Annotated in this window: 22 protein-coding genes; 17 read left to right on the plus strand and 5 right to left on the minus strand. The window is 39.3% G+C overall.

The window, feature by feature from the left end; genetic code table 11:
• Positions 1-9 precede the first annotated feature (9 nt).
• The 10 genes from U859_RS0117030 (at position 10) to U859_RS0117075 (ending at position 13454) form a co-directional block, all read left to right on the plus strand.
• Positions 10-2472 carry a glycoside hydrolase family 31 protein gene (locus tag U859_RS0117030; protein WP_025144541.1) on the plus strand — a complete coding sequence of 821 codons (2463 nt, stop codon included), beginning with the start codon at positions 10-12 and terminating at the stop codon, positions 2470-2472.
• 58 nt (positions 2473-2530) lie between these two features.
• Entirely contained in the window at positions 2531-4492 is a 1962-nt protein-coding gene (gene glgB, locus U859_RS0117035; protein ID WP_025144542.1) for a 1,4-alpha-glucan branching protein GlgB, read from the plus strand.
• 178 nt (positions 4493-4670) lie between these two features.
• The gene (locus U859_RS0117040) at positions 4671-6107 is read left to right on the plus strand and encodes an AAA family ATPase (RefSeq protein WP_025144543.1); all 1437 of its coding nucleotides are present in this window, start codon (positions 4671-4673) and stop codon (positions 6105-6107) included.
• Between the two features lie 446 nt (positions 6108-6553).
• A complete protein-coding gene (locus U859_RS0117045; protein WP_025144544.1) occupies positions 6554-8620 on the plus strand; it encodes a hypothetical protein in 2067 nt (688 codons plus the stop codon).
• A gap of 27 nt (positions 8621-8647) precedes the next feature.
• Positions 8648-9337 (plus strand): hypothetical protein, encoded by a 690-nt coding sequence (locus tag U859_RS0117050; RefSeq protein ID WP_025144545.1) that lies wholly within the window; start codon positions 8648-8650, stop codon positions 9335-9337.
• A gap of 69 nt (positions 9338-9406) precedes the next feature.
• The gene (locus U859_RS0117055) at positions 9407-10321 is read left to right on the plus strand and encodes a T9SS C-terminal target domain-containing protein (protein WP_029985883.1); all 915 of its coding nucleotides are present in this window, start codon (positions 9407-9409) and stop codon (positions 10319-10321) included.
• A gap of 16 nt (positions 10322-10337) precedes the next feature.
• Positions 10338-11315, plus strand: a complete 978-nt coding sequence (locus U859_RS0117060; protein WP_025144547.1) for a type IX secretion system membrane protein PorP/SprF — start codon at positions 10338-10340, stop codon at positions 11313-11315.
• Between the two features lie 100 nt (positions 11316-11415).
• Complete coding sequence (locus tag U859_RS0117065) at positions 11416-11730, plus strand: RNA polymerase sigma factor (protein WP_025144548.1); 315 nt, start codon at positions 11416-11418, stop codon at positions 11728-11730.
• A 99-nt stretch (positions 11731-11829) separates the two neighbouring features.
• The gene (locus tag U859_RS0117070; RefSeq protein WP_025144549.1) at positions 11830-12438 is read left to right on the plus strand and encodes a Crp/Fnr family transcriptional regulator; all 609 of its coding nucleotides are present in this window, start codon (positions 11830-11832) and stop codon (positions 12436-12438) included.
• Between the two features lie 536 nt (positions 12439-12974).
• Positions 12975-13454 carry a hypothetical protein gene (locus U859_RS0117075; protein ID WP_162799975.1) on the plus strand — a complete coding sequence of 160 codons (480 nt, stop codon included), beginning with the start codon at positions 12975-12977 and terminating at the stop codon, positions 13452-13454.
• Between the two features lie 244 nt (positions 13455-13698).
• On the opposite strand, the gene U859_RS0117080 is transcribed toward U859_RS0117075, so the two are convergent.
• A complete protein-coding gene (locus U859_RS0117080) occupies positions 13699-14250 on the minus strand; it encodes a 5' nucleotidase, NT5C type (RefSeq protein WP_029985886.1) in 552 nt (183 codons plus the stop codon).
• 96 nt (positions 14251-14346) lie between these two features.
• Between U859_RS0117080 and U859_RS0117085 the strand changes: the two genes are divergently transcribed.
• Genes U859_RS0117085 through U859_RS0117095 form a run of 3 tightly spaced genes read left to right on the plus strand, consistent with a single transcriptional unit; the run spans position 14347 to position 16301 of the window.
• A complete protein-coding gene (locus U859_RS0117085) occupies positions 14347-15096 on the plus strand; it encodes a DeoR/GlpR family DNA-binding transcription regulator (RefSeq protein WP_025144552.1) in 750 nt (249 codons plus the stop codon).
• A gap of 23 nt (positions 15097-15119) precedes the next feature.
• Complete coding sequence (locus U859_RS0117090; protein WP_025144553.1) at positions 15120-15539, plus strand: hypothetical protein; 420 nt, start codon at positions 15120-15122, stop codon at positions 15537-15539.
• A 15-nt stretch (positions 15540-15554) separates the two neighbouring features.
• Positions 15555-16301 (plus strand): metallophosphoesterase, encoded by a 747-nt coding sequence (locus U859_RS0117095; protein WP_025144554.1) that lies wholly within the window; start codon positions 15555-15557, stop codon positions 16299-16301.
• Between the two features lie 764 nt (positions 16302-17065).
• Here U859_RS0117095 and gap read toward each other — a convergent pair.
• The 3 genes from gap to pfkA are packed head-to-tail and all read right to left on the minus strand — an operon-like array spanning position 17066 to position 19903.
• On the minus strand, positions 17066-18064 hold the full coding sequence (gene gap / locus U859_RS0117100) for a type I glyceraldehyde-3-phosphate dehydrogenase (RefSeq protein WP_025144555.1): 999 nt from the start codon (positions 18062-18064) through the stop codon (positions 17066-17068).
• A gap of 8 nt (positions 18065-18072) precedes the next feature.
• Positions 18073-18915, minus strand: a complete 843-nt coding sequence (locus U859_RS0117105) for a hypothetical protein (RefSeq protein ID WP_025144556.1) — start codon at positions 18913-18915, stop codon at positions 18073-18075.
• A gap of 1 nt (position 18916) precedes the next feature.
• Positions 18917-19903 (minus strand): 6-phosphofructokinase, encoded by a 987-nt coding sequence (pfkA, locus tag U859_RS0117110; protein ID WP_025144557.1) that lies wholly within the window; start codon positions 19901-19903, stop codon positions 18917-18919.
• 111 nt (positions 19904-20014) lie between these two features.
• Between pfkA and U859_RS0117115 the strand changes: the two genes are divergently transcribed.
• Positions 20015-20704 (plus strand): NUDIX hydrolase, encoded by a 690-nt coding sequence (locus U859_RS0117115; RefSeq protein WP_051584721.1) that lies wholly within the window; start codon positions 20015-20017, stop codon positions 20702-20704.
• Positions 20705-20886: 182 nt separating this feature from the next.
• Here the strand turns inward: U859_RS0117115 and U859_RS0117120 are convergent, their stop codons facing one another.
• Positions 20887-21747: an N-acetylglucosamine kinase gene (locus U859_RS0117120; RefSeq protein WP_025144558.1), complete on the minus strand. Its 861-nt coding sequence runs from the start codon at positions 21745-21747 to the stop codon at positions 20887-20889.
• 219 nt (positions 21748-21966) lie between these two features.
• Between U859_RS0117120 and U859_RS0117125 the strand changes: the two genes are divergently transcribed.
• The 3 genes from U859_RS0117125 to U859_RS0117135 all read left to right on the plus strand — a co-directional run bounded on the left by U859_RS0117125 (position 21967) and on the right by U859_RS0117135 (position 25283).
• Positions 21967-22992, plus strand: coding sequence for a threonine aldolase family protein (locus U859_RS0117125; RefSeq protein WP_025144559.1), 1026 nt, complete (start codon positions 21967-21969; stop codon positions 22990-22992).
• 39 nt (positions 22993-23031) lie between these two features.
• The gene (gene accC / locus U859_RS0117130) at positions 23032-24570 is read left to right on the plus strand and encodes an acetyl-CoA carboxylase biotin carboxylase subunit (RefSeq protein ID WP_240183068.1); all 1539 of its coding nucleotides are present in this window, start codon (positions 23032-23034) and stop codon (positions 24568-24570) included.
• Between the two features lie 128 nt (positions 24571-24698).
• Complete coding sequence (locus U859_RS0117135) at positions 24699-25283, plus strand: riboflavin synthase (protein ID WP_025144561.1); 585 nt, start codon at positions 24699-24701, stop codon at positions 25281-25283.
• Positions 25284-25377: the final 94 nt, after the last annotated feature.

Genomic DNA, 25377 nt, shown 5'->3' on the forward strand with positions numbered 1-25377 from the left:
TAAATAAGGATGGAAGCGCAAAACGACAAACCGAATGAAACAAATGACCTGATCGAAAAAGAGCAGGAAATACAGCATTTAAACAATCCGGTTGATATATCGGTAAAACCAATCGTTAAACAATACCTCGGCGAAGTTAAAAAAGTAAAGAAAGAAGGTAACCGTTTTTATTTTTCAGATGGCGATGCAAGGGTAGAGGTAAGGGTAGTAAGTGATGATATTATCAGGGTGCGCCTTGCGCCACATGGCGTTTTTCTGGATGATTTTTCTTACGCTGTGCCGGAAGTAGATCAAAAAGTTTCTGTTTTTAAAATGCAGGAGCACGAAGATCACTATACCATTTCTACACACTCTGTAACCTGTAAGATCGAAAAAGCAAACTTTCATGTTTCTTTCTCTGATAATATTACCAATGTGGTGATGGTTGACGAAGCCAACTCCATGCACTGGGAAGAAAATGTAGATTTTGGCGGTTATTACATTTATGCAACTAAAAAATGCCATCCTGAAGAAAATTTCTTTGGCTTAGGTGATAAATCGGGCAATTTTAACCTGCGTGGCCGCCGTTTCGAAAACTGGAATACCGATGCTTATTCTTTCGGCTGGAACCAGGATCCGCTATACAGAACTATACCTTTCTATATCGGTTTACATAACCAGGCTGCCTATGGTATCTTTTTCGATAATACCTTTAAATCGTATTTTGATTTTGGGAACGAAGATGTAAATAAAACCAGTTTCTGGGCTGATGGTGGCGAACTGCAGTATTATTATATCCACGGTCCGCACATTATGGATGTGGTTAAACGTTATGCAACCTTAACAGGAACGCATCCTATGCCTCCAAAATGGACACTAGGTTATCAGCAGTGCCGCTGGAGTTATTATCCCGAAACAAAGGTTAAAGAAATAGCTAAACAGTTCAGAGACCGTAAAATTCCTTGTGATGCCATTTACCTGGATATCGATTATATGGACGGTTACCGCTGTTTTACCTGGAATAAAAAATACTTTCCAGATCCACGCAGGATGATCAAAGAACTTTCTGATGATGGTTTTAAAACCGTTGTAATGATCGATCCCGGAATTAAGGTTGATGATGATTACTGGGTTTTTAAAGAAGGTAAAGAGAAAAGATTTTTCTGTCGCCGCAGCGACGATTATTATATGGAAGGGCATGTTTGGCCAGGCCGTTGCCAATTTCCTGATTTTACCAATCCAAAAGTACGTGCCTGGTGGGGCAATCTGTACAAGGAACTGGTAGATATGGGCGTGGCAGGTTTCTGGAACGATATGAACGAACCTGCAGTATTCGGTTCGGGGACTTTCCCTAACGATGTACGCCATAACTATGATGGTTACCGTGGTTCGCACCGTAAAGCACACAATGTTTACGGTATGCAAATGGTACGCTCTACTTACGAAGGGCTTAAAAAACTGATGCGCAATAAACGTCCGTTTACCATTACAAGGGCAGGTTATTCGGGCATGCAGCGTTATGCCAGCGTTTGGACGGGTGATAATATTGCTACATGGGAACACCTAAAAATAGGTAATATCCAGTGTCAGCGCTTGTCTGTTTCTGGTGTGCCTTTCTGCGGAACTGATATTGGCGGCTTTAGTGGTGAACCAGATGGTGAATTGTTTACCCGCTGGATTCAATTGGGTACTTTTTCTCCTTTTATGCGGGCACACTCTGCAGGTGACACTGCCGAACGTGAACCCTGGAGCTTTGGCGAATTTTTTGAAGACATTAACCGCAAGTTTATCGAGTTAAGGTACCGTTTAATGCCTTACCTGTATTCTGTGTTCTGGGAACACCACCGTTATGGCTTCCCGATTTTAAGGCCGTTGGTCATGCTAGAGCAGGAAAATATCAGCAACAGTTTCCGTCAGGATGAATTCTGTTATGGTGATAAGCTGTTGATCTGCCCTGTTTTAGAACAAGGTGCAATCTCAAGAAAAGTATACCTGCCAAAAGGAACATGGTACAATTTCTGGACCAACGAAATCCTGGATGGCGGTAATGAATATACCGTTGATGCCAAGATAGACAGTATGCCAATGTTCGTGCGTGCAGGTACCGTTTTACCCGAATATCCGGTAATGCAGTATGTGGATGAAAAATCGATCACCGAGGTAATCCTGAATATTTATCATAGCGATTACGAAGTGAACTCGTACATGTACGAAGATCACGGCGATACCTTTGCCTACGAACAGGATATTTACCTGGAAAAGAAATTTACCGTAAAAGGAGATAGTCAGGCCATTAAGGTTAACCAGCGTAACGAAGGATTATATACACCAAATTACGAATTTTATGTTTGCAATATTATCGGCGTAAAATTCCAGGTTAAAAAGATCATCATAGATAATAAAGAAGTTCAGGATTTTTATACCGACGATCAGAACATCCTGCATTTCAAATGCAATAAAAATTTCTTAGAAATTCAGATCTTAAGTCTGTAACATTTAGCCCCAAATGCTGTTTAGTGTTTGGGGCTTCATTTATCTAGCCAAAATATCTATGTCAGCAAAAAAAGTTCCTGCAAAAAAAGCAGCCTTACCAAAAATCGATAAAAAGAAATCCGTTTGGGCACACAGTTTATTTACCGATTACGACATTGATCTTTTCCTTGTTGGGAAACATTTTAGGCTGTATGAAAAAATGGGCTCACATTTAATTAGTGTTGACGCTACAGCCGGAACCTATTTTTCAGTTTGGGCGCCAAATGCCATCAATGTAAGTGTGGTTGGTAATTTTAACGATTGGAGCAATTCATCGCATCCGCTAAACAAGCGCTGGGATAAATCGGGCATTTGGGAAGGTTTTATTCCTGGCATTGCAAAAGGCGAGGTGTATAAATACTTTGTTAAAGGCTTTGATGAATCAGAACATTTAAAAGGTGATCCTTATGCCCGCAGATGGGAACATCCACCGCAAACGGCCTGTATCGTTTGGGATACCGATTATACCTGGAAAGATAAAGCCTGGCTTAATAAAAGGGCAAAAATCAATGCTTTAGATCAACCCATTTCCGTTTACGAAATACATTTGGGTTCCTGGGAGCGTGATCCCGATAACCCTGAGCGCGTACTGAACTGTAGGGAAGTAGCCAGCAGGCTCGTACCTTATGTAAAAGAAATGGGTTTTACCCATGTAGAACTGATGCCGGTAATGGAATTTCCTTATTTTCCAAGTTGGGGATATCAGATTACAGGTTATTTTGGTGCCAGCTCGCGTTATGGTTCACCACAGGATTTAATGTACCTGATTGATGAACTACACAAAGCCAATATTGCCGTAATACTTGATTGGGTTCCTTCTCATTTCCCCGGCGATAGGCATGGTTTATATGAGTTCGATGGTACGCATCTCTACGAACACGCCGATATGAAAAAAGGCTTTCATCCTGATTGGAAATCCTACATTTTCAACTATGACAGGAACGAGGTACGCTCTTTCCTCATCAGTAATGCTTTGTTCTGGTTAGATCAGTATCATGCCGATGGATTGAGGGTTGATGCTGTGGCCTCTATGTTATACTTTAATTTCTCAAGAGAAGATGGTGATGCTGCCACTAATGAATACGGTGGAAGTGAAAATATTGGTGCCATCCAGTTTCTGCAGGATTTGAATGTGGCCGTTTATGGTAATTTTGAAGGCGTGCAGACCATTGCCGAAGAAAGCAGTACTTATCCGGGGGTAACCCATCCGGTGCATAATGGCGGATTGGGTTTTGGAATGAAATGGATGATGGGCTGGATGAACGATACGCTTAAATATTTTAAAGTAGATACCCTTGGCCGGAAACACCATCACCACCAGTTGAGCTTTAGCATGACTTATGCCTTTACCGAAAACTTTATGCTGCCTTTTTCGCATGATGAGGTGGTGCACGGCAAATCGCCCATGCTGTATAAAATGCCTGGCGACGACTGGCAGAAATTCGCCAACCTAAGGGCGCTTTACGGTTACATGTTTACCCATCCAGGAGCAAAATTGCTATTTATGGGCAATGAGTTTGGCCAAACCAACGAATGGAATTTTACACAATCTTTAGATTGGCATTTGCTGCAATATCCGCCACATAAAGGCATGCAGGAAACGGTTAAAGCCTTAAATTTCCTGTACAGGAAAGAACCTGCTTTATATCATTTCAACTTTAGCTACGAAGGTTTCCAGTGGCTCGATGCCGATAATGCAAACGAATCGGTATTTACCTATATGCGTAAAGGGCCAAAGGCAAAAGATACTTTGATTATTGCCATAAACCTCACTCCTGTAGTCCGCGAGAATTATAAAATTGGTGTTCCTTTTAAAACCAGGTGGAAAGAAATTTTCAATACTGATGATATTGTATATTATGGAGGTGGCATTAATAACCGAGGGGATATTGTGCCTCACTTAGAAGGTTATAATGGACAGGAATATTCGATAATTGTTGATCTGCCACCGCTAGCTGTGGTTATTTTCAAGAGCAAATAAAGTCATTTTCCTTTTTATATTACGCCAAAACTACCATTAAATGTATAGTTTTGGCGTGATATAGTTTTTTATAATACGCCAAAACAACTATAAAAAAACACTTTTGGCGTGATATAATTATTTGTAATACGCCAAAACTTATAAATTTATTACCTTTGTTGTTGTAAATTAATTGTTTATGGAGCAGGTAGTGGGTAGGACTGAAGAAAGATTGTTGTTAAATAAGATTGAGAAATCTGGCGAATCAGAACTGATCGCTATGTATGGACGTAGGCGGGTTGGAAAAACTTATTTAATCAGAAACGGTTTTAGCAAGGAAATTGCATTCGAATTTTCAGGAATTCATCATGCAACATTAAACCAGCAATTGGAAAATTTTAGTTTGGCGCTTACAAAAGCAACAGGAGGACTTCCGCTCGCCAAGCCCGAAAGTTGGATCGCTGCTTTCCAAATGCTTAGCCAATACCTTACGCCTTTAGTAAAAAAGGAAAGAACAATCATTTTTATCGACGAATTCCCATGGATCAATACCGCCCGGTCTGGTTTTTTGCCTGCTTTCGAAAACTTTTGGAACAGCTGGGCCTCTAAAGAAAAGAAACTTATTGTGGTGATCTGTGGTTCAGCTGCCTCGTGGATGATTAATAAAGTGATCAATAACCGCGGTGGCCTGCATAACCGTGTTACCCGAAGGATCAGACTTTTGCCATTTACCATTAGCGAAACAGCTGCTTACCTGAAACATAGAAAGATAAAATTGGATAAATACCAGCTTTTACAGGTTTATATGGCTATGGGCGGCATCCCCCAATACCTTAAAGAGATAGAACCAGGGGAGAGTGTTGCCCAGATTATCGATCGGTTATTTTTTACCAAAGACGGCTTGCTGCTAGAAGAATTTAAAAATCTGTATTATTCCCTCTTTGATAAAGCCGAAAACCACATTGATATTGTACAGGCATTGGCGAAAAAAAACAAAGGCTTAACGCGTACCGAAATTATTAATGCCTGTAAACTAAGCAGTGGTGGTTACGCCACACAATTACTTGCAGAACTGGCCGAATCGGGTTTTATTACACCACATATTCCTTTCGGTAAAAGCACTAAAGATGCCTTATACAAACTTACGGATGAGTATTCTATTTTTTACCTCAAATTTATCGACGGTAATAAGGCAACAGGAGCGGGTACCTGGTTAAAATTCTATTCGGGTGCCTCATGGAAAAGTTGGAGCGGATATGCTTTCGAGAGCATCTGTATGAAACATACGGCCCAGATTAAAAAGGCCATAGGGATAGAAAATGTTTATGCCGAGATATCAGTATGGCGTTACCTGCCTAAAAATAAAGAGGAGCAGGGTGCACAGATCGATCTTTTGATCGACCGTAACGATTCCTGTATCAATATCTGCGAAATCAAATTTTCAGTTGCAGCTTTCGAAATCAGCAAATCATACGAAAGAGAGCTGAATAATAAACTAAAAGTATTTCAATTACAAACTGGAACAAGAAAGGCGTTATTTTTAACTATGATTACCACTTATGGATTAAAGAATGCGACGAACTACCCAGGGTTAGTACAAAAAGAGATCACCATGGATATATTTTTTAAGGATTAACCAGGTTGATCTTAACCCTTGTAAATAAGAAAAGCCTCCCATTGCTGGAAAGCTTTCTTAAACTCTGGAGTGGAAGCTTCCAGAGAGGGTGCAAAGATACAATAACTCTTTTCTTATGCAAATATTATTTGCTAAATAATTTATGGCGATCAAGCTTCATTTTCAGATTTTTTTCAATAACCTCCCTTTAATTTTCTAATATTCCTGATTTGTTTGCTTTTTGTTTGTGGTCGCATGGTTTCTTAACATGGATTAAATGAGTGTTGTTTAGTTTTGTCGCGGTTAAAAAAAATAAAATGAATGTTTGAGAAAACCGTTTGTTTCATTTTTACGTAACCAAAAGATAACCCTGAATTTTTGCTCTCCCAAACAAATTGAAGCGGTTTTTTTGTCTATTCTTATTATTAGGACTGTTATTCGTCCTTTCCGGACCTTTGTATGCACAGTTGTGTACGAATCAAAGTCGTGTATACGCTAGTTTTCAGGATTCACAAAGTGCTCCTGCGGGGCTTGGATCGGTATCTATCAGCAATAATGCGAAGTCAGTTGATACGGATCCTTCAACAGCATCTACCTTATCTATAACTAATGTGCTGGGCGCTTCTTCCATTACACAATACCTCGAGTTTAGTACCGATGGTACCCACAACGGCAAGAGATTGCTTCCTGCAACTACACCAGTTATTATCAAGGTATCTATCCCATCTTCCTTTTTGGCTGTAGCAGCAACTATTGAGATAGGTACATTTGTTGATTTAAGTACAGCGACCAAAGTAGCCACCAGAACCTCACTTTATTCGGCCTCTACAATTGGGCTGTTAAATGGAGCAGGTGCTATCGAAATCCCTTTAACACCCACTCAAGCATATAATGGTGTTTATGTTAAATTTTCGGCACCCGTTATTTCAGTTGGGGCATCCGCCGAAATATATGGGGCCTATATTCTTGAGAGTAACCCTTCAGATATTGAGTGTGATAAAGGTATTGATGTATTAACAGGGGTAAATGGGGCAGGTTTGCTGAATGCTACTGCTTCGGTAAGCAATCCTTATGCCGCTATAGATGCTGATCCGGCCTATACGACTTATGCTACCATTAATACCGGATTGCAGGCTGCCAACGAAGCTTACCTCACTGCCATATTTGCCAAGGAAAGTCAACCGCTCGATTCGATCAAAGTTGTTTATGATGGCGGTGGAGGGTTAAGTCTGTTTAGTGGCTTTACCATTCAGCCCTATTTAGGCGATGCAGTTGCTGGCGGTGCTTTTAACAATGGAAATGTAACCATTAAAGCAATTCCAAACACTACAAAATTCGAAGTTTCCTTTCCGGTTTCAACTATTTTCGACCGTGTAAAAATCTCCTGGGGAGGGCTGTTGGCAATTGGCACCGAACTTCATATTTATAATGTAACCAAGGTAATACCCAAACCGATACCCTTAATTGATGGACAGCAGCTTTACAATGCTAATGTATGTTCTGGCCATGCTACAACCTTATCTATCAGTAATCTGCAAGACTGTACTACTTATAAGTGGTATGCAGATAAAACCACCACCACACCTTTGTTTACCGGCAGTACTTATAACTTGGGTATATTGCCTGTTGGCGATTATGTTTATTATGTAGAATCGAGACGCAATAACTGTATTTCGTCTATTTCGGAGCGGGTAAAAGTAACATTAAAGGTTAATCCGCTGCCTACGGTTTCAGCAACCAACGTAATTTCCTGCAGTGGCTCGGCGGTAAATCTTTCAGCAGATAATCCACTTGCCGGCATCACCTATAACTGGTATGATGCTGCCACGGGGGGTAATTTAAAATATACGGGTAATAACTATACCACACCTGTACTAACTGCTAATGCCACCTATTATATAGAAGCGGTAAACCAGACTACGGGTTGTGTGAGCGCTAACCGGGCAGCACTTGCTATTCAGGTAAAGCCACTTGCTGTGATAGGCTCTACAACCGGTATAAATAAAATCTGTATTGGTTCTGCAACTACTTTAAGCAATTTAAATGCTGGAGGCAGCTGGTTGAGTGCTAATCCGCTCATTGCCACTGTAAACGCTAATACTGGTGAGGTAACAGGCCTTGCTGCCGGCTCAACAGTAATCAGGTACATCATTCCTGATGGACCCGCTATCTGTTCAAATTTTACCGATTTTAATTTAACGATAGCATCACCCCCAAATTTAACATTAGGGCCAGCGCCAGAAATTTGCTCGGGCTTTACAAGTTCATCATTAAGTTATACCAATCCGGTAAACAGTCCGGTAACTTACAGTATCAGTTGGAGCACAGCAGGATTTACATCAATAAACAACCAGACTTTACCCCTGGGCAATATTCCTTTTACCGTGCCTTTTGATGCTGCAACAGGTACGCATTCGGGTATCCTCACCATCAAAAATGCCGATGGCTGCAGTACTCAGCTCAATTTCACAATTAAAATAAACCCTAAACCACCAGCACCGCATGTGTTGGTGCCCATAACATCACAATATTAATTAAACAAATTAAAAATCCCCATCCCCATGAACAGTACCATTAAAAAAAGCTTATTCGTAGTCGCATTATTGCTGATCTGTAACTTTTTACGCGTTTCTGCGCAAATTACACCAACCACAACAGGCGTTAATCTATTTTGCAAAGGTTCCGATCTTACCCTGCCTGCACCTCCCGCTGGCTCAAATTGGATTGTAAGGTTTAGCGCAGCGTCTACTACCACACCATCTGCCGTAGTTACCTTAGTAGGCGGAAACAAAATTGCGGCTGCAGATTTACAGAACGGATATTATTATTTAAGCTCAAAAGCCACCACAGCAGGTTCCTGCGAATCGGATATGCAGGAAATCCCGGTTTATGTGCTTAAACCATTGGTACCTGATTTTGCCGCGGCTAATTTTTGTGTGGAAACGCCGATCGCACAGGTTGGAAGTATTACCAATCCGGAAGATCCAACCATTACCATTTTGGCTTATCAATGGTACACTGTTATAGGTTCAACTGAAACTGCAATTGCTGGCGCAACCCAAAAAGATTATACACCAGCTTCGCCAACAGTGGGTATTACAAAATACCGCTTAAAAGTGGGTTATGTAATCAATGGTAATAAATATTGTGCGCAAACGGTAGACCATGATGTAACGGTAACAGCCAAACCAAGCAAACCAACCATCACACCTGCACAGATTTCGGGAACAGCCAGCGCAGTTACTTTTTAATTCAGGTAGATATCATTTTTCCTATTTGTAAATCTATAAATGAGGCTTAGGTTTTATACCTTCCTGTTTATGGCTTTTCTGTTATTTTCATTTATAACAGCATTTAGCCAGACCGTACCCAATGGGCGGCAGAAAATCACGATCAAAAAAGGATCGTCGGTTTCTTTGCGCGCAAATTCGGGAGGGGCAAGCACGTACATCTGGTATAAGGATGGCGTATTGGTGCCTGGTCAGAACAAGCAGAATCTCATTACCGCAACAGCAGGGATTTATAAAGTCGCGGCAATCAACAGTTTTGGATGTACATCAGATCTATCGGATGAGATAGAGGTTGAAGTGATAAATCAGCTTATGGCAGATGTAGCCATTACCAAACGATCGGAAACTAAAAATGTACTCAGCAACCAGGTTTTTGATTACTACCTGGATGTGCGGAACAATGGTGCAGATGATGCTACAATTGTTAAAGTGAAGGATGTTTTGCCTGATAACCTCATTTTCGAAAGCCTGGCACAACCAACGGATGGAGTTGCTAATTACGATCCAGCTACGAGGACTATTCAATGGGGGATAGCGCTTCTTGGTAATGGAAAATTTGCGGAACTCGTGGTGCATGTAAAAGCTAAACAACCTGGCATGGTAATCAATACCGCAACAGTGATTGCAACCGAGAACGATCCTATATTATCAAATAACACTTCAACCGATTTAAAAGAAATTTCAGGTTTAAGGATACCAAATGTATTTACACCCAATGGGGATGGGAAAAATGATACATTTTATCTCGAAAATCTGCAATCTTTTGAGTTTAACGAGGTAACGGTAATCAATAGGTGGGGGAGTACAGTATATCAATCAAACAAATACCTAAATGACTGGACTGCTCCGGGATTAAGTGATGGGACTTATTTCTATGTGGTTAAGGTGAAAAATGGTAATACCGATTGGTTGGAATATAAGGGATATATCACCATCATCAGGTAAATACAATTAAGCTAATATGATAAGTTTAAAGAAGATCATTTTTATTGTTGGCTGTTTTTGGTGTGCTAAACTGCATGCTCAACAGAACGCACAGTTTGGTCAGTATGTTTTTAACGGGATGTATATTAATCCGGCATATACCGGTTATAAGGAAGAGCTATATCTGCAGGCTTTTGCACGTGCACAGTGGACAGGCGTTAAAGGTGCACCACAAACTCTGTCTATTTCGGCTGATGAAGCCATAAACGATGAAAGTTTAGGCATAGGTGCAATTATTACCAAAGATAAAATCGGTGCGCAGAGTGCTTTAAACGCCTCAGCCAATTTTGCCTACCGCATTAAGTTAGACCGTACCGAAACGAATATCCTCGCTTTTGGTTTGGGGGTTGGGGTGATTCAAACCGGGTTGAACGGAAATCTGCTCGACCCGATTGAACAGGGCGATAACCGCATCCCAACAGGAAGCATTAGTCAGGTGATGCCCGATATCCGTGCAGGGATCCATTATTCTAACGAGAAATTTTTTATTGGTTTCTCTGCAGATAACCTTTTATCTAAATCTTTATCTGTTTTTACCGATTATAACCTGCTCAATGTTAAGGTACAGCCTCATTTTTATTTAAGCTCGGGCCTGGCACTTTCATTGAATGATGAATTTGTATTTAAACCCACTTTTTTAATTAAAGATGACCTCCACGGACCAACCTCTTTAGATTTAAATGCATTTTTACTGGTAAAAGAACGCTTTTGGTTAGGGGCAGTGTACCGCACTTCCGTTAAAATATATCCTAAGCAGAATTTGGAAAACAATCTTCGTGATCGTGCAGCTATTGGATTTATTACCGAACTTTTTGTTCGTCAAAACCTGCGCCTTGGCTATGGATATGATTATAGTTTAAATAAACTGGGCAACTATGATTATGGTTCGCACGAAATTTCTGTAGGGTATTATCTTGTTACCAAAAAAAGCAGAAGGCCAAAGTGTTACTTTTAGTTTAGCACTTTTAGGTGTACTCTTTTGGGTTGTTTGATTGCTGGGCCCCAGGGTAAACAAATCCATATTCTCCATGTTAAGTGTATAATAGCAATTTATCATGAATGTGTCAATTAATCGGGTAATAGGTCAAGATGCCAATCTCAAAGTATGGCTATCCGATCAAGAAGTCATCATCAGCAAGTTAAGAGCGCATGATGTAATTGCTTTCAAAATGCTTTATCAAAAATATGCTTCGGCCATCTATGGATCAATTATCAGGCAAGTTAGCGACGAAGAAAAAGCAAAATCAATTTTAACACAAACCTTTTGCGAGGTATGGCAATCTTTTGCTGATTACGACGAAACCAAGTTGCGGATATTTACCTGGATCAATCAACTTGCAGTGCAGAACATTAAAAAAGCTACCGTATAATAAGTTTTTGGCAGCACAATCGTCTCAATAGCCTATTTTATTTTTATGTTCCAGTTGGATTTGCTATTATTAAGGGTCTAAAGTCTATCCCTATATTGTATGCTCGAATCCCGCAAGGTATTTTTAGTTAATGCTGTATTGAATTATTTCAGCAGTTTAAGCCCGATAACGCCGGGTTTTATTCACGAAATTGAAAAAAATCTTCAACCCATCCTCGTTAAAAAGAATAAATACATTCTCTCACCGATTGATAATAATGATGATGTTTTTTTTGTGGTAAGTGGATTGGTAAGAGGTTTTATAAAAGATGATGGTAAGGAAATCACCACCTGGATCAGTTTAGGGAATGAATTTATCGGGGCAATTCAACATCCCGATGAAAACGTCCAGCCCTCAATTGAATATTTACAGGCCCTCGAAAATTCTGAACTGGTACCCATGCCACGTACATTTATAAACAAGTTGTACTCAAGTCATCAGGAAACCAATGTGATTGGACGAAAAATACTGGCCCTGCAGTATCATGCTGCTTCAGAGCGATCGATCCTGGCCCGTATCCCATCAGCCGAAAGGCGCTACGAAAAATTTCTGGAGCTAAATTCTTTTGATGTGTCCAAGGTCCCGTTACGCTGTATTGCAAGTTATTTAGGCATGCGCCTCGAAACGCTGAGCAGGATCCGTAGCAGATTGGTAAAAGAATTGGTATAGTTGTCTTGATTAAATCCTTATTTAGTATTATATTTAGAGTATGGAAGTAATCGTTGGATTATTATTTATGCTGCTATCCACTCAGTGGAAAAAGATAGGAAAGAAGCTGAAGTTTGAAAAATAACGTAAACTGAATATGAACGAATCGCTGTGAAATTAGGTCTTGCAATTTGATCTCGATAATCCAGCGGGCGAATATTCTTTTTCGGTTAGGCTGGCCAGTGAAAGCCGGTGGCGATTAACCAAAAAAATCTTTAATAAAATTTTCAATAAATTAAAATCTTCATCAAATCTTAATCTTTCTGCCGTAATATTGTAGGCATAAGGGGTGAGAGCCTTATATCAACTTCATAGTTGAGAGCGTTAATTTAGATAGAGGGTGTAGCCAGTGGCTACATCCTTTTTTATTTGGGTTACAACTTTAGCCCATTCTGAATATTGAAAAGAGCCAATTAAGATAAAATTCCGGTTATATTTTCCTTCAGACTAATTATATTTATACTTATATTATTAATTTCTGCCAGAAAACCGATTCTGTGTCGAAATTTACGAGCGAACAGGTAGATTATTTTTTCTTAAGAGATAGACAAAATTGGAACGTCAGTTTAAGTAATGATAAAATTAATACAATAATGACCCAGGATGATTCACAGGACTTTGTTCCCGAAACAGTACTTTTTGGGACTACTTTGGCAATTGCTGTAGCCACGAAGCTCAAGTCTGGCCTTTCGTTTGGTTACAGTCACCGCGATTATTGCGGTATGGGAATTTTGTTTCAAGATGGCATGTATTACTATGGCGAGATTTGGGATGGCTATTTGGAACCTATGCTTTCATTTGAAGGGGAGGTGGCATTTATTGCTTGGCTTGCTATGCAATCAACTTCATCACTCGCAAGGTTAGATGATGAAGAGTTCTTTCGTGGTAATCAGATTGTCAGCAGGTTGCGGCTGGAGGGTTTCCTAGAAGGAACATCGTCAATTCGTGACTATTTGTTGCTTTATCATAAATTATAACATCATTGAATTGACTGATACATCATTTTAATGACTACCTGCCTATAGCCTGACCTTAACCATTTCTTTTTTGTATAAAACGGCACATTTTGAAGAATAATTATTAAAATTCACCTTTAAAGTTTCCAGATCAGCTTTAGATATTTTATACCGGGGAACCTGATCAACCAGTCCTTTTTATAATAAAAGTAATTCCATTGACTGCTTAAAAAGGTTACTCCAGAATCGGCCTGGTCTGTTTTTATTATGCCAATGTCAGGTTTTCCTCTTCCAGTTGCTTTAGCAGAGCTGGTACCTCGTTCCAGTGATTAATCCGCTGGTGATGATCTTTTTCTACATTATGAAAAGCAGTAAACATTAAAGCTTTGCCTTTGCAGAAATCGAGGTTTTTGCAATGATCATCAATTAAATAATCAGTATCTATAATGCTTTTGTCGCCACATAAGATGATGTTCTTCCAACTGATAAAAGGGAAATGCTCTGCCAGCCATTCGTGTTTTTCGAAAAGCGATAAAGGAAATTCCATGGCTGCCGAAACTATATAGATTTCATACTCTTCCATAAGCTGTTTTACCGTTTCAACGGCACCTTCCATAACGGGCAGGTTCCTGAAAAAGCCCACCCTATTGCAAATTTTCATTACTACAGCTCTATCGGGGAAAAGTTCCTCTTCCGATTTGCCCTTAATATCATCGCGTGTTAGCGAAATGCCTGTTTCAGTATAATAAGTCTGTAATATATGATCTTCGATGTCGGCCAGGACGCCATCCATATCTATGCCTATTGTCTTTTTCATGATTTGCTATATTTTGCAACAAAAATAATTAATATTGCAATATATTGCAAATTGTAATGGATAAAAATTTTTATATTTGCAATATATTGCAGTAATATGGTAAAGGAAGAGCGACTACAAATCATCATAGATACCCTGGAAAAAGACAGTAAGGTAAGACTGGATGGGTTAAGTGCATTATTGAATGTATCAGAGGATACCGTGCGCCGCGACATTAAAGAGCTCGATTCGCAAGGGCTGCTCCTTGCAGTTCGCGGCGGTGCAATTTCCCGCTCTCCTATACCTCAACACTACAGGGATAGGGAAAAATACAACCAGCAGCATAAGCAAGTCATTGCCAACAAGGCTTTGCAGTTTCTGAAAGATGGCCAGGTAGTATTTTTTGATGGTGGTACTTCGGTAGTTGCACTTGCAGCGGCATTGCCAAAAGATTTAAAGATTACCATCATCACCAATAGCTTTCCGGTAGCTAATATTTTAGAAGATCATCCAGGTGCCGAAGTGATATTTGCCGGTGGAAGATTGCACAAAACTGCATTTACCACTATGGGGCAGGAAACCATTGATACTTTTAAGAAAGTGAGGGCCGATATTTGTATGTTGGGTATCTGTAGCTTGCACCACAGTATGGGCATTACATCCATTAGTTATGAAGATGCACAGTTAAACAACATCATAATCAACCAGGCGCAGAAAACCATTGCACTTTCTGCACTCGAAAAAATAAATACCGTAGAACCTTATTATGTTTGTCCGGTAACCGATGTCGATGTAATCATTACTGAAACCGATCCTAATGATGCTGCTTTAGCACCTTATAAGCATTTGGGGATTGAAGTAGTGTAGTGAATTTTTTATATCTTCATTAAATGAAAAACGCCTCCCTAATTTTTTTGGCTTTAATCTCGGTATACTCATATAGTAGCTATGCTCAAATCAAAACGATAGCTGCTTCCCAGCCTCATTATGAAAGTGCATTGCCTACCTATGCAAAAGGAGGGATGAGCGTTTTTTATAAATACTTAGATAAAGAGGTATTGTCTTTAATGAACAAAGAAAGTGGCAAGAATAGCTCATTCCCGCCAACAAGTTTAAAGATACTATTGTATATCAATGAGAAGGGAGAGATAACTGATGTTGGTTTCCCAGATGAAAGCCTGAGCAAAGTCTGCGAAACTAAAATGAAGGCAAAGCTTGTAGCATTAGAAGGTTGGAAAGCTCCGCTGGTTGATGGAAAGCCCATTAGAAGCACTTTCCTTTGCAATATCAGTTGTATTTTGTGGCAATAATAATTGTAGAAACGATTGAAAATACAAATTATCAGCGATCTGCATCAGGAATTTGGCGTTTCGGAGTTAAGTTTTGAAAATGCTGATCTGGTTATCTTGGCTGGCGACATTAACTTGGGTACGAAGGGGATAGAGTGGGTAAAGCAAAATATTTCTGATAAACCCGTAATTTATGTTTTAGGTAACCACAAATATTATAAAGGTACTTATCCAAATACACTCAATAAAATAGTTGCCCTGGCGAAAGGTTCGAATATTCACGTGCTGGAGAATAATTTTGTTGAATTTGAAGGAATCAGATTTCATGGCGCTACCTTATGGACCGATTTTTCCCTGTTAGGTAATCCTGTAGAATATGGCATTATTTGCCAAAGTAAAATGAACGATTATAAGTTAATCAGGCGTGATCCTTCTTATTCGAAGTTAAGAACAATTGATACTTACAAAATTCATCAACTTTCTAAAAACTGGTTACAAAAAAGCTTAGCAGAATCAAAGGGATATAAAAATGTGGTGATCACACATCATGCACCAAGTATACAGTCGCTCCCTTCCTTATATAAGGATGATCCCGTATCTTCTGCGTATGCTTCAAACCTTGAAGATATGATTGGGCAATACAAACCTGCATATTGGATACATGGGCATATTCATACGCCGGTAAGGTACAAAATAGATCAAACAGAAATTATTTGTAACCCACGTGGTTATATCAGTGAAAAATATAACGGTTACAGCAAAGAATTAATAATAGAAATTTGATACGTTGTTCTGAGCAATATTTGGTCTATAATTAAACGATTGTTAATTCAACTTAAGCAAATATTCTTAATGTTAAATTGGGAGAGCACTGTAGCAGATTTCTCGGCTGCGTTGCACTTCGCTTGAAGTGAGGAACTATTGGTGGAAGGGAATAAGCTATTGCAATTTCCCCTAAAATAAGAAAAGAGACAATCTATCCAGACTTGTCTCTTTTTTCTAACCAAATATAAACCTGTTATGAGCCAGGCTTTGTCTTTAATCTTCTATCTAAACCGGGGTTTTTCAAGAAAATGATTTATCTTTTTTAATGGTGATAAACATCGTTCCGTTTATTACTCTACAAATATAGTAAAAAATTTGATAGTGTAAAAAATACACTAAGAAAAATTTAAGTATTTTTTTTGTCATTTTTTATTTACTGATCTTTTTCTGGAAGATTTAGGTGTTTAAAACGACTGTATTGCAAAGATAACTCAAAAATATGTTAAATAATTGTTAAATATTGTCAAATTATAATACGATATAGTTAAATCGTGTCAATTTTTTGGTGTAAAATGACTTTAGTCAATTTTTTAAGGTGTTTTTGTGGTTTTTTAGGTTAATAAAACTGTTTTATGAGTGATTTTTTTAATAAAAAATATTTTTCAGGCTAAAATTGAAATGTAATTTATAGGTGAAAAACATGTTTAAAACAAAAAGGCAACATTAAATGAATAATGTTGCCTTTTAAATATGTTGTAAAAGCGCTTAGTGCACTTTTTTTGTTACAAACTTGCGTAATATTCTACGAATTTAGCCAATGCAGAAGAATATCCCCATTCGTTATCGTACCAAGATACCACTTTAACGAAATTATCGTTCAATGAGATACCTGCTTTTGCATCAAAAATAGATGCGTGGTCATCACCAATAAAGTCAGAAGAAACAACTTCGTCTTCAGTATAAGCCAACACACCTTTTAATTCACCTTCTGAAGCAGCTTTCATAGCGGCTTTAATTTGCTCATAAGTAGCTGGTTTTTCTAAACGTGCAGTTAAATCTACAACAGAAACGTCAGCAACAGGAACACGGAAAGACATACCAGTTAATTTACCTTTTAATTCAGGTAGAACCATACCAACTGCTTTAGCAGCACCTGTAGAAGAAGGGATAATGTTAGAGAAACCACCACGGCCACCTCTCCAGTCTTTAGCAGATGGACCATCAACTGTTTTTTGAGTTGCCGTTACCGCGTGGATTGTGCTCATTAAACCTTCAACGATACCGAAGTTATCATTTAAAACTTTAGCAATAGGAGCTAAACAGTTTGTGGTACAAGATGCATTAGAAACGATAGTTTGATCTGCAGTTAATTTATGGTGGTTAACGCCCATTACATAAGTTGGGATATCGCTATCTTTTGCAGGAGCAGAGAAAACTACCTTTTTAGCACCTGCAGCGATGTGTTTTTCAGCATCAGCACGGGTTAAAAATAAACCTGTTGATTCGATTACCACTTCAACACCTACAGCATCCCATTTTAGATCAGCCGGGTTTCTTTCAGCAGTTACACGGATTGTTTTGCCATTAACCACTAAGTTACCGTCAACAACTTCGATGGTACCATCAAATTTACCGTGGGTTGTATCATATTTTAACATGTATGCCATATAATCTGGCTCGATCAAATCATTGATCGCAACGATATCTAATCCTCTTTTTAATGCAGCCCTGAAAACCAGTCTGCCAATACGGCCAAAGCCGTTTATTCCAATTTTGCTCATTGTTTTTGTTAATTAGTGTAATGTTTTAATAAATTTTGTATTGGTTCTTTAATAATGCTTTTTATTTCCAGGTCGTATTTGCCTGCTATGTACCTTAAACGGTCTTCAAGTTCGGCTGCTACTTTACCTACTATATGTACCTCACGCATTTTATGTTTTTCTACCGTTGGTAAAATATAGGTTTCGAAGTATTTTTCAAAACCCTCATCAATCAGCTTACAGATATATTCGTGTTTGCTGTTCTGGGTGATAAAATCGAAAAATGAGGTTAAAAATATATTCGCCTGTGGCTTATTATAAATACGTTCTAATATCTGAGGGCGGTCCAGGTTGTGCGTTAACGTAAATTTGGCTTCAATATCCTTTGGCATTTTATGGCTTAAAAATTCTTTCAGGAGTATTTTTCCAAAATAATTTGAAGAACCTTCATCTCCCAGGATATAACCTAATCCAAAGTTGTTGTTTACCGGTTTTTTTCCGTCGAAGTAAGCGCAATGTGCACCACTGCCCAACATGCCTACAATACCTGGCTGATTGTAACAAGCAGCTTTGGCTGCCCCGAAAAGATCATTTTCTACTACAATTTTGCTGTATTTAAAAAATGACGAAAGGGTTTTGGCCAATTCCTCTTTTCTATCTGCTGATGATGCCCCGGCTGCAAAGAAATAAATCTTTTTTATGTTTTCAGCATTGTTAACCAGGGCTACTTTTTTATTTAAAATCTGTAAAATCGTTTTCGGATCAACAAAGCAGGGGTTTAAACCAGTAGTATTGCAATGTGCCACTACCTGTCCATTTTGGGTGATTTTCCAGAATGCTGTTTTTGATCCGCTATAAACAACTGCTATCATATTATATTGAAAGTACCTCCGTCATTTCCATTAAATCGGGTTCGAGTTTAAAGGAGTGAGCTGTTAAAGCCTCTCTTATGCTGGTTAATTTTATTTCGTTTCCTTTTAAACCCACCATTTGTTCTGTTTCGCCTGCAATTAACGCATTTACAGCCGCAAAACCTAAACGACTGCCTAAAATTCTGTCGAAACTGCTTGGACTACCACCACGTTGCAGGTGGCCAAGGATGGTTACTTTTGTGTCGTAATGATCAAAAGTTTCCTTTACCTTTTTGGCAATATCATAAGCGCCACCTTGTTTATGTCCTTCCGCAACGATCACAATACTCGACGATTTTTTGGTCGCAGCTCCCAAAGCCAGTTTATTGATCAATTCGGTTACGCTGGTTTCCCTTTCAGGCAAAAGCACCGCTTCAGCACCGCTGGCAATCGAACTTCTTAAAGCGATACATCCGGAATCGCGTCCCATTACCTCTACAAAGAATAAACGGTCATGCGCATCAGCTGTATCCCTGATTTTATCAATCGCTTCGATAACTGTATTAATCGCAGTATCGTAACCCAAAGTAAAATCTGATCCAACCAAATCGTTATCAATTGTACCTGGTATACCGATTACTTTAACACCGAAAGTTTCAGAAAAGCGTTTGGCTCCGGTAAAGGTTCCATCACCACCGATTACCACTAAACCGTCGATATTATTTTTCTTTAAATTATTATAAGCAATCTGCTGACCTTCTTCTGTTTTAAATTCTAAACAGCGTGCAGTTTTTAATATGGTACCGCCCAGGTGTAAAATATTACTTACCGAACGGGCGTCCATTGGTTTTATGTTGTCGGTTATTAAACCCTGGTAACCTTGCATTACACCGAACATATTAATGCCATGGTAAATTCCGGTACGAACAACAGCTCTTATTGCAGCATTCATTCCTGGGGCATCGCCTCCAGAAGTTAGTACAGCTATATTTTTTATATTTGGCTCCATCTTTATAATACGAATATAGTGTGTATTTTTTACACTAAGTAATTTATTTTATTTTTTTTACTTAATATTGAAAGTCATACCTTTATCTGCTTAAAATAACTAAATTTTACTTTGGAACAAATTTTACCTCATTTAGATTCTGTATTCTCGATAGATTGCGTTTTGTTTGGATTTGATGGTAAGGAACTCAAAATCTTACTCATTGAAAGGAATGAAGAACCGTTTAAAGATTGGTGGGCACTGCCCGGTAACATTGTTGGTCCTGATGAGAGTTTAGATCAATCAGCCTCACGGATTTTGTACGAACTTACCGGTTTGCGCGGTATTTTTATGGAGCAATATTATGCTTTTGGTGATCCGCACAGGCACCCACAGGGTAGGGTAATAACGCTAGCCTACTACGCTTTAATCCGTTTGGGCGGTGATAAAGAGCTGCGCCCGATCAGTACCTATGCTAAACGAGCCAACTGGTTGCCGATTACCGATCTGCCTAAACTGGCTTTTGATCACCAAAAAATATATGACAAAGGTTTAGAGAAAATAAAACGCCGGATTAAACACCAGCCGATTGCTTTCGAACTGCTGCCTGAGAAATTTACCTTAACTCAGCTACAGCATGTATATGAACTGGTTTTGGGCAAAAAACTGGATAAACGGAACTTTAGAAAAAAGATTGTAAGTTTTGGTGTGTTAAAAGAACTCGACGAAAAACAAAAAGGTGTATCATACCGCGCAGCTACTTTGTACCGCTTTGATAAGCGTAAATACGCGAAGCTTTTTGGTAAGGAGATTTCGTTTTAGCGGGTTGAGATTTGAGATGTTAGATTTGAGACGTAAGATAGCGGAGCGCTGAGACACTCAAGACCAAAGCAATATGGCCTTTTATAAATAGAAAAATCCCGGTTTGATTTCAAACCGGGATTTTTTTTGCTCATATATCTTATACGATTCTGGACTAAAGACTCCAGACTTAGGACTGAAGACTATGCTTTCGGTGCTAACTCTAAGTGATAATGAACCAAATCATCTATAGGTGAGCGGATAATTTTACCCACGCCCATTTCGTAACGGTCGGCTACAATACTTAAAATATCGCGGAAACTATAACCTACAGAACCCACACAGTTTAATTTGTGGTCTTTGTAGTTAGGGTAGTGGATTACCAAAGCTTCGAAAAATGCAGTAAAAGCATAATCGATGGTTGCAAAAGCGTAATCCTCATAATTATCTTTAAAGTCGTATAAAAATTTACTAAAGCTTGCGCAGAAACGGTTTGGCAAAGGTTTATTGTAAATGTTATCGAAAATATCTTCGTTGGTTAAAGCATAGTTATCGTAAAAAGCTTCACGTAAACCTTTTGGCATGTAACCTTTCATGTAATCGCTCAAAATACGTTTACCGATGTACGAACCGCTGCCTTCATCACCTAAGAAATAACCTAATGAATCGATGTTCATGGTAATTTCAGTTCCATCATATAAACATGAGTTTGTACCTGTACCTAAGATAGCAGCAAATCCTGGCTCGTTTCCAAGAAGTGCCCTCGAAGAGGCAAGTAAATCATGACCTACAAAAATGGTTGCATTGGTAAAAATTTGTTGCATGGCATCAGCCACAATCTTTACATTTGCTGGCGTAGAACAACCTGCACCGTAGTAATAAACTGCTGTTAATTTTTCTCTTTCCAAGTGGTCTGGAAGAGTCTCATTCAAAGACTTTACAATGTACTCTCCCTTGGAAAAATATGGATTGTAACCTTCGGTGTTAAAGTAAATTTTTCTGCCGGCCTCGTTAATCAAGCACCAATTTGTTTTGGTAGATCCGCCGTCTGCAATTACTATCATTTTATTTATTTTTGGTTTTAGCACGATAAAAGTATAAAAACTCTTATATTTTGTATCCTTTTTTTTAATAATTTTTTAACAATTTGTTGTTGTCGGAAATTAAGTGTGTAAAAAATACACTATATAGGGCGTTTAATCGGCGAAAAACCTTAAAATTATACCAGAAAAGGCATTGGTCTTTTTTTTAACATCAAAAATATTTTACAATCCAATAGCGAAATGAATAACAGATTTTTAGACTTCAGGAGTGATACCGTAACCAAACCAACAGCCGGAATGTTGGATGCCATGATGACTGCAAAAGTGGGCGATGATGTTTTTGGGGAAGATGAAACGGTGCATGCATTGGAGACAAAACTGGCTTCAACTTTTAATATGGAAGCCGGACTATTTTGCCCATCAGGAACGATGACCAACCAGATTGCGATCAAGTGTTTTACCCAGCCAATGGACGAAGTCATCTGTGATCAAACGGCACATGTTTACCGTTACGAAATCGGGGGTATTGCTTACCATTCGGCAGCATCGGTAAGACTGTTGCATGGCGAACGGGGCATCTTAACTCCTGAGTTAATCGAACCTGAAATTAATGAAGATAATATCCATTACCCGAACTCCAGTTTGGTGGTTTTAGAAAATACAGTAAATAAAGGCGGTGGAAGTTGTTATACTTTATCGCAGATTGCCCCAATCCATCATCTTTGTAATATAAAGGGATTAAAACTGCATTTAGATGGTGCACGTATTTTTAATGCCCTCGCGGCAACAGGCGATCATGCAAATGAGTATGGCAAGTATTTCGATGGCATTTCGGTATGCTTATCTAAAGGCCTTGGTGCACCGGTTGGCTCTGTGCTTTTGGGGACCAAACAGATGATCCATAAAGCACGAAAAATCAGAAAAGCCTTTGGTGGAGGCATGCGTCAGGCCGGATTTTTGGCTGCTGCAGGTATTTATGCGCTTGATAACCACGTAATACGTTTAAAGGAAGATCACGCCCATGCACAGGCTCTGGCCAATGCATTAGCAACAGCAAAATATGTAAAATCGGTTATGCCGGTAGAAACCAATATTGTAATCTTTGAAGTAGAAAAAGGATCGGCAGAGAAAATTGTAAACCAGTTAAAGGAAAAAGGATTGCATTGCAATACCACCAGCGCGAGTACCATCCGTTTAGTTACCCATCTGGATTTAAGCGCCGAAATGATCGATCAGGCTATTGAAATAATATTACATTTGTCTTAGATAGAGCCCTAAGTCGTGAGTCTTTAGTCTTAAGTCAATATGTCTAATGAAATTCTAACCAAAATGCCCGAAAACTCCAAACTCCAAACCCCAATCTCCAAGCTCTTAATCGCTAACCGTGGCGAAATTGCTTTACGTATTATGCGTTCTGCGAAAGAGATGGGAATAAAAACGGTTGCTGTTTTTTCTGAAGCCGACCGCAATGCATTACATGTGCGTTATGCAGATGAGGCCATTTTTATCGGACCAGCACCTTCAAATCAAAGTTATCTGGTGGGAGAGAAAATTATAGATGCCTGTAAACTAACAGGAGCCGAAGCCATTCACCCAGGTTACGGTTTCTTGTCCGAAAATGCAGGATTTGCGCAAAAAGTTGCCGATGCCGGGCTGATTTTAGTAGGCCCTTCGCCGCAGGCAATGGAAACGATGGGTAATAAACTCTCGGCAAAGGCAGCGGCATTAAAATATAATATCCCCATGGTGCCTGGCACGGAAGAAGCCATTCAGGATGTGAATGAGGCTAAACAGCGTGCCATCGAAGTTGGCTTTCCGATTTTAATCAAAGCTGCTGCTGGCGGTGGTGGTAAAGGTATGCGCATAGTAGAACGGGCAGAAGACTTTGAAGAGCAGATGCAGCTTGCCGTGAGCGAGGCTACTTCAGCCTTTGGAGACGGAGCCGTTTTTATCGAACGTTATGTTACTTCGCCCAGGCATATCGAAATACAGGTTTTGGGCGATACCCATGGAAATATTGTTCACCTTTTTGAACGCGAATGTTCTGTACAACGCCGTCACCAAAAGGTAGTGGAAGAAGCGCCTTCTTCGGTTTTAACAGAAGAAATTCGGAAACAGATGGGCAAATGTGCGGTAGATGTGGCCCGTTCCGTAAACTATACCGGAGCCGGTACCGTAGAGTTTATTCTTGATGAAAACCTTGATTTCTTTTTCCTTGAAATGAATACCCGTTTGCAGGTAGAACACCCGGTAAGCGAGCTAATTACAGGAATTGACCTGGTAAAAGAGCAGATCAAAATTGCCTCAGGCGAAAAATTAAGCTTTAATCAGGAAGATTTAAAAATCAACGGACACGCCATCGAACTTAGGGTTTATGCAGAAGATCCGGCCAATAATTTCCTGCCTGACATCGGTACTTTACAGACATACAATACCCCTAAAGGGAATGGCGTAAGGGTTGATGACGGCTTTGAACAGGGCATGGAAATCCCGATTTATTATGATCCCATGATAGCTAAACTGATTACGTATGGCAAAGATAGGGAAGAAGCTATCGAACGAATGGTGAGGGCAATTGAAGAATATGATATTACGGGGATAGAAACTACCCTGGGTTTTGGTAAATTTGTCATGCAGCACGAAGCCTTTAAAAGCGGAAATTTTGATACCCATTTTGTAGGGAAATATTTTAAACCCGAAAGTTTAAAAGTTCAGGATGAAACAGAAGCGTTGATTGCCGCACTGATTGCTGCAAAACTTTTTCAAAAGAATGAACAGGTAAAACCTGGAGGTGCTGAGGTTAAAAAGGCTTCGGATTGGAGAAAGAATAGATTGACATACTAGAGAATAGTTTTAAAACGATCGTCATTCCCAACTTGATTGGGAATCGTAATGCTTTAGCAGGATTTGTATGTGGCATTAAGGTTCCCGCCTGCGCGGGAATGACGTTGTAGAAAAAAGAGAAATATAAAATGTTCACAGGAATTATAGAAACACTTGGCGAGGTTACCGCCATCAAAAACGATCATACCAATATCCACTTTACCATTTCATCGGCCATCAGTCATGAATTAAAGATTGACCAAAGCGTAGCCCATAACGGGGTTTGCTTAACTGTGGTAGCTTTAAATAATGGAACACATACCGTTACCGCCATTGATGAAACGCTAAATAAAACCAATCTTGATGGTTTAAAAGTAGGCAGTAAAATCAACCTGGAACGCTGCATGCAGATGAATGCCCGTTTAGATGGTCATATTGTACAAGGCCATGTAGACCAGACTGCGGTTTGCGTTAAACGCGAAGAACTGGATGGCAGCTGGGAATACCGTTTTAAATATGATGGTTCTGCCGGAAATGTAACCGTAGAAAAAGGCTCGGCCTGTGTAAATGGTATCAGCTTAACCGTAGTAAATTCTGAAGTTGACGAATTTTCGGTATTTATCATCCCTTATACTTTTGAACACACCAATTTACAGGAGGTTAATGTTGGTGATACCGTAAATTTAGAATTCGATATTATCGGGAAGTACGTAGCCCGTTTAATGAACAGGTAATTTTGCCTCCCTTTTTTTATGTGTAATTAATTGATTTTTAGTTTTTTGAATGATAATAGGCGTTGTTTTAACGCTTAATTTTTCATGACAGTGC

This window comes from Pedobacter jeongneungensis, from assembly GCF_000633455.1.
In the GTDB taxonomy this organism is placed as follows: domain Bacteria; phylum Bacteroidota; class Bacteroidia; order Sphingobacteriales; family Sphingobacteriaceae; genus Pedobacter; species Pedobacter jeongneungensis_A.